The 11,024-nt window shown below is 36.1% G+C and carries 9 protein-coding genes; all 9 read right to left on the bottom strand.

Annotation, left to right across the window (positions count from 1 at the left end; translation table 11 throughout):
• Positions 1-234: 234 nt before the first annotated feature.
• Positions 235-1,383, bottom strand: coding sequence for an EpsG family protein (locus tag ACYQ4S_RS03725; protein ID WP_459769430.1), 1,149 nt, complete (start codon positions 1,381-1,383; stop codon positions 235-237).
• A 19-nt stretch (positions 1,384-1,402) separates the two neighbouring features.
• Positions 1,403-1,828, bottom strand: a complete 426-nt coding sequence (locus ACYQ4S_RS03720; protein WP_459769429.1) for an adenylyltransferase/cytidyltransferase family protein — start codon at positions 1,826-1,828, stop codon at positions 1,403-1,405.
• A 27-nt stretch (positions 1,829-1,855) separates the two neighbouring features.
• Positions 1,856-2,887: a glycosyltransferase family 2 protein gene (locus ACYQ4S_RS03715; RefSeq protein ID WP_459769434.1), complete on the bottom strand. Its 1,032-nt coding sequence runs from the start codon at positions 2,885-2,887 to the stop codon at positions 1,856-1,858.
• A gap of 42 nt (positions 2,888-2,929) precedes the next feature.
• On the bottom strand, positions 2,930-4,057 hold the full coding sequence (locus tag ACYQ4S_RS03710; protein WP_459769427.1) for a CDP-glycerol glycerophosphotransferase family protein: 1,128 nt from the start codon (positions 4,055-4,057) through the stop codon (positions 2,930-2,932).
• Between the two features lie 11 nt (positions 4,058-4,068).
• Positions 4,069-5,187 (bottom strand): glycosyltransferase, encoded by a 1,119-nt coding sequence (locus tag ACYQ4S_RS03705; RefSeq protein ID WP_459769425.1) that lies wholly within the window; start codon positions 5,185-5,187, stop codon positions 4,069-4,071.
• Positions 5,187-6,161: an SDR family oxidoreductase gene (locus ACYQ4S_RS03700; protein ID WP_459769423.1), complete on the bottom strand. Its 975-nt coding sequence runs from the start codon at positions 6,159-6,161 to the stop codon at positions 5,187-5,189. The genes ACYQ4S_RS03705 and ACYQ4S_RS03700 overlap by 1 nt, the downstream gene beginning before the upstream one ends.
• Positions 6,162-6,175: 14 nt before the next feature.
• A complete protein-coding gene (locus tag ACYQ4S_RS03695) occupies positions 6,176-7,495 on the bottom strand; it encodes a nucleotide sugar dehydrogenase (protein ID WP_459769421.1) in 1,320 nt (439 codons plus the stop codon).
• Positions 7,496-7,500: 5 nt separating this feature from the next.
• Entirely contained in the window at positions 7,501-8,595 is a 1,095-nt protein-coding gene (locus ACYQ4S_RS03690; RefSeq protein WP_459769420.1) for a glycosyltransferase family 4 protein, read from the bottom strand.
• Positions 8,596-8,766: 171 nt separating this feature from the next.
• Entirely contained in the window at positions 8,767-10,890 is a 2,124-nt protein-coding gene (locus tag ACYQ4S_RS03685) for a glucosaminidase domain-containing protein (protein WP_459769418.1), read from the bottom strand.
• Between the last annotated feature and the right edge of the window lie 134 nt (positions 10,891-11,024).

Genomic DNA, 11,024 nt, shown 5'->3' with positions numbered 1-11,024 from the left:
TCTACAGTACACGGACTAATACTGTAGAAGTGATTTTACATATCTCGAAAAACTTCAAAAAAACGAAGTTTTTTAAACATGCCTTCTTATACTTCTCGTTGCTTTACTGGATCTGTTATAAAGCTGTATAATCCAGACAATGATTGGATTATATTACCTTCATCGACAGAAATCATCATACGAGCAACGAGAAATTTGGGAAACATAATTTTTCATAGATTATTGGGAGTTACCCTATAAAATGTTTTCTAAAAAGAATGGAAGTAGCAGTCTCCCTGGATCAATTCGATAAATCAAGTCCAAAAACAACCATACAAAGACAGATCCTACTACCATGGAATTGAAAGCCATCAAATGCGTTCGTCTAATTAGTTTTGAAGAAGCTTTTGAGCAAACAATATAGGTCACCAGCAAGAGGCTCCTCATTAATCGGTAAAACTGAACATTAATAATGTACATGGGCAGAACTACTAGCATTGCTATGTTGGTCCAGTATACTATATTTACTAGCTTAAGTTCGTCTTTTTTCATAAGAAATTCTGTATAGCGTTCATTTGATGGCGGCATACTTGCAGGTAAGAATTCGTATTTTTTCATTACTATTTTCCGAGACCAGTAAGATAGAACAATACTTGAAAAATGTAAAATCATAGGAATTAAATACCCGAGATTTGTTTGTGTAGTTAGATAGGCCTCAATAACTCTGTTGTCGGCATAATTAAGGAAAATGTCTTGAATGGGTATTTCATTCCCATTTAAGATGATGACACCAGTCAATATAATTGACACCCATGCTAATCTAGTCAATATCTTGTTTTTATCTTTTCCACTCACTAGTACTAATGGGAAATAAAAAACAAAAGCATAATGAAAAGTGATTGAGATAAGCCAAAACATACAAAACTTTATCTTACTTCTGAGTACTGATGACTCTAAATAAGGCAGACCTGCCAGAAGTACAGTAAATGCAATCCAATTCCTGAATTGCTCTGAATCGATAATGATTGCATACATCATATAGAGCCCGAGAACATAATTTACATTGACATCATATCTCTTGATAACAAATTTGTACAGAATGCCTATACAGACGGCTATGACCAGCAGTCTAAAAGTCGTAAATGATAATCCCAGAAAATTTGCGATAATCATGATCAATGAGTAGCCAATCTGATTATTATCAAGCAAACCTCTTTCAATCACATTGTAATAGTTTCTATAATAATTGTGATAATCTGCATGAAAAGAATAAAATGGCCCTGCCCCTGAGAAAATCAGAAATATAAATGCTAGTGTGAGAATGACCCATACCTGATTTGATTTTCTTCTTAGGGCAAAGAACCAGTTGTTTGCCAGAACAAACAAATATGCGATGATAGTCACTTTCACACCTCCTGATCCGTTATTTCTGTAAGATTGAATCTAGTACGTTCCTTAAATGAGTAGATGATGTTCCTTTAGTATACTCAAAATAGACTACATCGATATTTTTTTCGCTGAATTCTTTCTCATATCTGTCCCATTTGGGTGTGCCTCGCCAATCATCGCCTTTAAAAATACGATTAAAAGAAATGGTTTCAGCAGCTTTTAGTTTATCCGTATCATCTTCAACAACTACTTCATCTACATATCTGATTGCGCGCACTATCTCAGCACGTTCTTCGAATGGAATGATCGGACGTTTATTTTTTACACGCTCTACTTCCGCATCGGTAGTAACCCCTACAATAAGATAATCGCAGTTTTCTTTAGCTTTCTTTAAAATATTCAAATGCCCTATATGGAACAAGTCAAATACACCCGTTGTATATCCTACAATTTTAGTCATCTTATCTGTCCTTTCAAAAACATCACATCACCATGTCTCATTATTCAGTCTTTTTTGGAGCACCAAAATAATGAAAGCCATTGACATCCAATTTCTGCTAAACGCAATAGAAAAAGGAACATGTTTTTTCTTGATTTTTCCTATTTTTTTCATCAGTTCAATATCTATATCATATGAAAGATGACTGTTATGTTTAATTTCATTTAAAAATTTCACTTTTTCTTTCAGAGACATTGGATTATCATCATGAAACACCTGTTGTGTATACATGTTCATAATCAGTTTATTGATTTCAATGATCTTTTTGGCTTGAATATCCAGGGATTGATCCATTTCTCCGATAATAGTCCCTTCTTCTTTAGAGGCCATTATCATTGAATCCAGTTTATTTAGATTAAATTTTCTGGACGTTGATAATTCATTTCTTCTATAATGAACATAATAAACACCGGGATTGACCACTATAGTTTTACACTTCTGGAAAAAGCGATAAGAAAAATCAGCGTCCTCACTTCCAAATCTCATAAATTCATTAAACCAGATTCCCTGGTCCAAGATTAGCTGACGCTTGTACATGCCGTTCCAAACATTCATCAGAAGCCCTTTGGATTTCATATAGAAATAGTTATCTAGCTTAGTCTGCTCGTCAAAATATGATCCTTTTTCTAGCGGCGTCGATTTTTCTCTCAAAACTCTTCCTTCAGAGTCTACATCAATCAGCTTTCTTCCAAACTTGATCATATCTGCGTTATACTTCTTTGCTAAGTGGTAGTTATCTTCAACGAGATTTTTTTCAAAAAAATCATCGTTGTCACAAAATGCAATGTATTCTCCACTTGCTATTTTTAAGCCCTCATTACGAGCACCACATATTCCTTTGTTTTCCGGCAAATGAATAACAGATACTCTCTCATCTTCACTAGCAAGTCTGTCGCATATTTCACCACTTCTGTCTGTGGATAAATCATTTACTAATATTATTTCAATATCCTGCATGCTTTGATTACGTATTGACTGCACCGCTTCTTCAAGAAATTCTTCTCCATTATATACGGGCATGATTACACTTACTTTAGGCATATCACTAGTCCTTTACTTGTTTTATTCCTCAATATAGTCCAAAACTTTTCGAGCTACTTTTTCGGTTGCCGTACCGGTTTCAAAACTTCCTTGTTCTGAATGATGACGACGAACTGCTTCATTATACTCTTCCTGATTAAAATATTCTATTGCTTCTGCCAATTCTTCATTTGAACTTGCAATTTTAAATGGCCACCTTTCAGGCGGTGTAAAAAATGACCGGTTTTTTTCATAATCTTCCAAGTCTGGAGCATAAACAAAGCAAGGCTTTCTAGTCAACGAGAAATCCCACATAACGGATGAATAATCGGTTATCAGGACATCAGTAGCCTGGAGAAGCTCTTGTAAATCATCGTAACTGGACACATTTATAGCATGCTCAAAATTGATTTTATCGTCTAGATAATAATGCATTCGTGTCATTACAACCCATTTTCCACCGAATTTATTTTCCAGTGCACGAGTCACTTCCTGAAAATCGATCCACTCGTAATATGAAGCATCATCATCTTCTTTTCTGTAAGTAGGTGCGTAAAGGACAATGTTCGTTTCCGGATCTACGTTATAGTATTTTTTCACTTTCATAATGAACTCTTCGTTTTTTTCAAATAAAACATCATTACGTGGCATACCTACTTCAAAAAACTTTTCTTTACTGATTAAGTGGTTTTCTGACTTCGTTTCAGTGAAAATCCGACTGCTTGAAACAAAAATATCCAACTCTTCTGAAATCCATTCTAACTTTTTAATTTGAAAAGGGGTTCGATTGTATGAAACACCTGTTTTTTTATATGCTCCCCCTCCGTGCCATGTATCAATATATCGCTGTTTACTTCTAATTGGAAGATACGTAGGCAAAGATGCATTGGAGATAATAACCTTGGCTGTGAGCATATTGTAAATGAAGGTTAAGCCCTTGTTATTAATCTGCTTGGTCCCTTGGTCCAAATCCTTATTCTTAGTGTCTTCCAGTACCCATACATGTCTTAAGTTACTTGTATTGTCTAGTAAGTAGCGATAAACATATTTAGGGTTACAATTAAATTTTTTCCCACCATAAGACATATATATTACTTTATCTTTCTGTACTGGAAAAATATAAAAAAGTTTAAGCAGTAGTCTAGTTAAATAAATTGTTACGAACTTCATTTCATTTCTCCTCACTCAGCTAGATTTATTACAAATGATTCGTACCATTTTGCTGTTGCATCAATGTCATATCCAGCCTCTTTTATATCCCCGAGATCAACAGGCCACCTTTTATCTGCGCCTAGTACTGAAGCAGCTGCTGATGTCCAAATACTATTATCTTCTTCAAGAGAAAAAACATTAACAAAAGGAGTAAATATCGCTTCTTCAGGAATAGAAGAAGCTACAATAGACGGGAGTCCACTTGCCTGAGCTTCAACCACCGCAATCCCTAGTCCTTCATATAATGAGGGGAAAAGAAACAAATCCATAGCCTGATATAGTAGTGCCGCATCGTCTCTGGAGCCAAGAAACATTACTGAATCAGATAAACCTTCATTGACTACCTGTTGCTTAATCTCAGGTAAAAGCTGCCCTTCTCCAATGAGTAGAAGAACAGCTTCAGGCACTACTTTTTTTATACTACTAAATAGTTCAACCAGTCTTTTATGGTTCTTAGATTCATGAAACCGACCAATATGGCCAATTACTTTTTTATCTGTTAAACCTAAATCTTTTCTGTATGTTTGTCTCGTTTTACTGTTAAAAAGATACGTTTCAGCATTAATCGCATTTTTCATAACATAGAAATCAGGATTAAGCACAGTATTTTCTCCAAACAGCCATTCTCCTGCATAGATAGAACAGGCTAATTTGTAATCTGAATGAGTCACTATGTTTCTCTGGAAAAATTGTCTTGCTCTTCCAGCTATACCGCTGCCGGAAGATACACTGTGACTGTGAGCAATAGTAGTCAATCCAAATTCTTTTGCAATTTTTAAATATATGGATGCCGTACTTCTGACATGGCCGTGAACAACTTTATATTCCGGATGATTACTGAAAACAGTTTTCCAGGCCTTCACATACGACAGGTGATTATACCCTTTATACTTAGGGACCCGATATACATGAGCTCCAAGCTCTTTTACTTCTTTTTCATAGAACCCTTCGGCGTCTGAGTGAACAACGAAATCAAACATAATTTTTTTACGATCAATTTTTCTCAAGAGATTAATCACTAATGATTCAGTTCCTCCATGATCGAAAAAACCCAAAACATGAAGTACTCTCAATGGTTGACTACTCACTATAGATTCTCCTTATACCAGTTTATTGCTTCAGTGATTCCTTTTTCAAAGTCCCAGTCAGGAGAATAGTTAATCATCGCTTTTGCTTTAGAAATATCAGCGTTACTGTGCTTGATATCTCCAGCTCTGTCTGGTCCAAAATGTGGTTCTATTTTTTTGTCCAGCGCTGTCAACAGATGATTGTAAATATCTATCAGATACTCTCGGCCTCCGTAAGCAATATTAAATGCTTCCCCAGCAGAAGACGATGGAGCTAAACAAGCTTTTAAATTTGCTTCAATTACATTTTCAATATACGTAAAATCTCTACTTTGTTTCCCATCGCCATTTATAGTAGGCTGCTCATCTTTTAAAAGCTGACTAATAAATTTGGGCAACACAGCAGCGTATGCACCATTAGGATCCTGTCTTCGACCAAAGACATTAAAATATCTCAAGCCATATGTGTCCAAGCCATATAACTTGTGATACAGTCTTGCATACTCTTCGTTGGATTTTTTAGTCAAAGCATATGGAGATAAAACATGTCCTTCTCTTCCTTCTCTCTTTGGAAGTGTCGGCTCATCTCCATAAACTGATGAGCTGGATGCATAAACAAATTTTTTTACCGAGTTACGCACAGAAGCTTCCATCATATTCAATGTCCCTTGAACATTTACGTTCTCATAATGCTGAGGCATTTCTATACTTCTAGGCACACTACCCCATGCAGCTTGATGCAGGACAAAATCCACGCCCTCTGAGGCTTTAAGGCACGTGTCAAAGTCTGTTATAGATCCTTCGATAAATTGAAAATTTTCATCATTGAAAAAAGGCTGGATGTTGGACTTGTGACCATTAGATAAGTCATCAAGACAACGTACGCTGTACCCTTTTGCGAGAAGAACTTCAATAAGATTGGATCCTATAAAACCTGCTCCTCCCGTTACCAGGAATATACTATTCTTATCAAATTCAAGATGTTGGTAGCCCATTATAATACTCCTTCTTATAATCTCCAGTAGTTGAAGCCATCTGCTTCAAAGCTTTCTTTGTCTAATATACTTTTGATGTCAATTAATACTTTCTGATCATTCGGTACATCTTTATACAAGGTGTTTAAGTCATCCCTGTTTAGTTTCATGTACTCATCATGACCAACAGCAACAATTAGTGCATCCATATCTTTAAATTCATCCAGTGAGTTAAGACTGAATCCATACTCTTCTTCAACTTCACTTCCATCAGCAACTGGATCGACCACTAAAGGAGTTATGCCATATTCCCGCAACTCTTCTACAATATCAATGACTCTTGTATTTCGAGTATCAGGGGTATTTTCTTTAAATGTAAATCCTAGTATTCCGATTCTAGCCTGTCTTATCATAACATCTGCATTAATCAGTTTTTTAATGACATTTTCAACAACGTATTTGCCCATATCATCATTGATTTGTCTCCCGGAAAGAATTATTCTTGAATGGTAGCCTACTTGCTCTGCTTTATATGTTAAATAGTATGGGTCCACACCTATACAATGTCCACCTACTAAACCTGGGGAGAATTTAAGAAAATTCCATTTGGTCCCAGCTGCCTCTAAAACAGCTTTAGTATCAATATCTAATCTATTGAAAATGATTGACAGCTCATTCATAAACGCAATATTAATGTCGCGCTGTGAATTTTCAATAACTTTAGCTGCTTCTGCAACTTTTATTGATTCTGCTTTATAAACACCTGCATCTACTACTAGTTCATAAACTTTAGCAATGGTGTCCAACGATTCTTCGTCTTGACCAGACACCACTTTCGTTATTGTTTCCAGCCGATGAACTTTATCTCCTGGATTAATTCTTTCTGGAGAATATCCGACTTTAAAATCTTCGCCTGCTTTTAACCCAGATTCTTTTTCCAATATAGGTACACAGATATCTTCTGTCACTCCTGGATATACAGTAGATTCATAAACAACTATGTCTCCTTTTTTCAACTGTTTACCCAGCGTCTTACTGGCAGCTTCAAGAGGAAACAAATCAGGAGTATGATCGGATTTAACTGGTGTAGGCACAGCAACAATATGGAAACTTGCTTCCTGCAATCTTTCCGCCTCAAACGTGAAGTCAACTGTAGTCTTCGCTATTACTTCGTTTCCAACTTCTTTTGTCGGATCGATTCCCTTTTTGTATAAGGCAACTTTTTCTTCATTTACATCAAACCCAATAACTTCAGCTTTTTTTGCAAAAGCTACTGCTATAGGCATACCAACATATCCTAAACCTATAAGAGAAATTTTTGCCTCTCTATTTAAAATCTGATTATACATATCCATTTTCCTCATCCTAACTCTTCAATTATTTTTTTATATTGATTAAAAATAAGTGTTCTATCAAACTCATTTTCCATTTTAATTCTACCTTTTTTACCCATAGCTTCTTTCTGTTCGTAACTTAAATGCATAAACGCTTCAACAGCTTTTTCTAAAGCAGTCACATTCTTAGCTTCAAACGCGATACCAGTTTCCCCATCGTCTAATGTTTCAATGCATCCAGGGACATTTGAAGCGAGGACGGGTCTACCTGCCGCAGCAGATTCAAGGAGGACGTTCGCCATTCCTTCATGATAAGACGGAAGTATGGTTGCGTGAGCACTTGCTATGAATGGACGTACATCTTTCTGCGTTCCCAAATAGTCAATATACCCCTCTTTGTCTGCTTTTTCAACCATTTTTACATCTTCTTTCAGACTTCCATGACCTATAATTTGAAATATGATATCTGGGTGTTCTTTTTTCAAGTACTTAGCTGCTTCAACTAATTCATAGATTCCTTTGTCTTTCATTAGTCTTCCAATATATAAAAAAGTTAGATTCTGAGATTCTGGAGGATAAGGTTTATAATCGTGGTAAGTCAAAGAGACTCCAGAACCAGGTGTCATATGAACTGGCGCGTGTACCATATCAAAATTTTTCAGTTTATTAAGAATTGAATTATTCTGAACCATCAAAGCACTAGCCTTTTTCACACCATTACGGTATAGAAAACTGGTGATTGTTCTTAATACCCCAGGATTTTCCATTGCTGTGCCTAATCCAGTAATCATTGGAATATACGGGATCTTTAATATTCTTGATGCCATACCACCATATATATTCTGCTTAGTAGCATATGTCAACACAACGTCAGGAGATTCAGCTTTGAGAATTTTTATATTCTCCTCAAGCAAGGCCAAATCCTTGAACGGATTTTTACTTCTTTCTTCTATTTTTATATTCACAATTCTCGCTCCACGTGTTCTGAAGTATTCCACCTCTTCGCCGTAAGGTACAACAATGGTAACTCTATATCCCTCTTGCAGAAATCCGATGATAATCTCTTTTCTGAGATTATATGTATAAGAAGGATGATTTGAAAATATCAATATCTTTTTCATGCTGGCCTCCATAATTATTACATGCATTTTCGCACTATTTCCTCTTAATTATAAAGCAAATCACTTTATTTTTCATTCTAATTAAGGTTTTTTTAAGTTACAGAATAATTACTTATATTTTAAAGAGCACCCCTTCTTAACAATGTAAGAAGAGATGCTCTTTAGTTATTTTTAGTGCACTGGAAAGGCTGTAGAGCCCCAGTTGTAATTATTTCTTAAGTGAGAAACAAATGCTGTTGCCTGATCTTCATAAATAAAGCCTTCGATAAATATTCTATAATAATAGTTATTCCGGGAAGACATAATCTGTCTGCTTCCCCAACCATTTGCAGCAAAGTAAGACTCTGCTCTATTGACATGGTTAGGAGTATTAAATGTTCCCGTTCTTACAGTGTAATGAGGTGTAGAATCAGTAGATTCTTGAATAATTGCAGCCCATCCAAGTGCCTGCATAGCTGCTAAGCCATTTTGAGCACTAGCATAACCATTAAAGAATCCAGTTCTTATTCTGTACCTCCCATCAGAACCTCGCTCAATTCTAGCTGCGTAACCACTTGAAGAAGTGAACTCACGCAGTGCTCTTTCAGCTCGTTCCTGAGTATTAAAGAATCCAGAACGTACACGGTGCCTTTGAGTACTGTTTCCAGTGGCGACCATTGATGCACTCCATCCTCTTTCTCTTTGTAACTGATCAATCACACGCTGTGCACCTGCTTCGCCTATGAATTCTCTGGTTGATTCTATTCTTCTATATGAGAAGGGTGTCATATTATTTTCTCTTTCAATTCTATAAGAGAACGATCCATTTGCAGCTCTCAGCTGGTTAACTCTTTGTTGAGTGCTAGCTTTCCCCAAGAATGTTCCTGTTCTCACGTAAAAATTACCTGTGTCAAATCTAGTCAAATCGAACTGGTTAATTATTCTTCTAATTGCAGCAAAATAATTTGGATCTGTTGCATACCCTCTTAATCCACCGTTATCCAGAACATCCCATACTGAAGTGGTTCTGCTTCTCCAAGTACCGGCGTAATAGTTTCTGTCCCAGGATAATCCTCTTCTCATAAGGTTTGCATAATCTTGCAGGGATGCATCATAGGATGGGTATTTTCTAAATCTTTCCAAAACATCTACTCTCACGCCACCTAGAACTTCCCATGTCCACATTAATGTAGACTCTCCATTATGCGTTCCTTTAATTCCAAATAAATTATGGTATGGAGGACTGGCCAGTGAACTACGACCAAAATTACTTTCATGAACTGCTTGAGCAATCATAAGAGATGGATATAAGGCCTCTTCCCCAGCTTGATTAGCTATCCGGATTGCTCTAGGCGCAATCTCATCTATAAATCCTTGTCTAGTAGAGAAGACGGGTGTAGCCCCACCAGTGTAAAGTCTTGCTCTATCCGTGCTAGATAGCATTGACTCTACTCCTCTTCTGTTGACAGCAAGGCGGGTCCCGACAACTAATCTACTGGTATTTGATACGTGTCTATTCCATTCTTGCAACTGACGCGTACTTAAATTAAATGATCTTGCAATACTGTTAAAAGTATCACCTGATACTACGGTGTATATTCCATTTACATGAGTTCTGGAACTGGATGTTGACATAACAAACATACTCGATTGTAAAGCGGTAGAAGAGTTATTGCCAAATAGCATTTCCTCTATCTCAGTTGAGCGAGGCAAAGCTACGTCATCTTCATTTATGTAATCATCTACAACATAATGAGATGCTGGGATGGGTGCATCTTCATTAGAAGAACTAGCTTCCTCACTTTCAACAGGTAGATTTTCTTCTTTGGGCTGTTCAACACTTTCTTCTATTTCGGATGTACCATTTTCATTAATAGTCTCGTCAGATTCGGGTGTATATGTATCTCCTTCATTACTTAAGAGATCAACGAATTTTGATTCAAAAATAACTGTTCCTTCGTGACTAACAACTAATTGGGAATTTAGATGTTCTTCAAGATTTACTGATGGATTATTTTCGTCAATCGTTATGACTTGTTCTGCATCTTCATTTTTCACTTCAACATTGAATAAATGTAACGACTCACCAGTAAGTAAAATCTTTCCATCATTAATGTTGATGTACAGAGGTATTTCTTTAGAGCTTTCTTCTATTCCCTCAAATACTAATCTAATCTCAGAGTTGTTCTCTTTTTCTAATTCTTCTTTTAATGTTTCCCCCAACTGACTCTCGGCAATGGCAGTTATTGATGGACTTGCAACATTTAACAGCAGTACACTACTAGCTAGCAGTCCAAAAAATTTATTTTTTTTCATTTTTTCCTCCATTTATGTATATTATGACATCGTCACCCTGAAAGTATAACACAGCTTTGTAATGAATAAAGGTACAAAAAAAGATTGAAATATTTAAGACACAAACATTTCAACCTTTTGTAACATTTATTAAT

The organism is Alkalibacterium sp. s-m-28 (assembly GCF_054658175.1).
Note: the sequence above shows the minus strand (reverse complement) of the source record. Positions and strands in the feature narration are given on the sequence as shown.

What these genes read in the sequence shown, in the direction of transcription:
- ACYQ4S_RS03685 (WP_459769418.1), bottom strand. Translation starts at nt 10,890, where the DNA reads ATGAAAAAAAATAAATTTTTTGGACTGCTAGCTAGTAGTGTACTGCTG.
- ACYQ4S_RS03690 (WP_459769420.1), bottom strand. Translation starts at nt 8,595, where the DNA reads ATGAAAAAGATATTGATATTTTCAAATCATCCTTCTTATACATATAAT.
- ACYQ4S_RS03695 (WP_459769421.1), bottom strand. Translation starts at nt 7,495, where the DNA reads ATGGATATGTATAATCAGATTTTAAATAGAGAGGCAAAAATTTCTCTT.
- ACYQ4S_RS03710 (WP_459769427.1), bottom strand. Translation starts at nt 4,057, where the DNA reads ATGAAGTTCGTAACAATTTATTTAACTAGACTACTGCTTAAACTTTTT.
- ACYQ4S_RS03715 (WP_459769434.1), bottom strand. Translation starts at nt 2,887, where the DNA reads ATGCCCGTATATAATGGAGAAGAATTTCTTGAAGAAGCGGTGCAGTCA.
- ACYQ4S_RS03700 (WP_459769423.1), bottom strand. Translation starts at nt 6,161, where the DNA reads ATGGGCTACCAACATCTTGAATTTGATAAGAATAGTATATTCCTGGTA.
- ACYQ4S_RS03720 (WP_459769429.1), bottom strand. Translation starts at nt 1,828, where the DNA reads ATGACTAAAATTGTAGGATATACAACGGGTGTATTTGACTTGTTCCAT.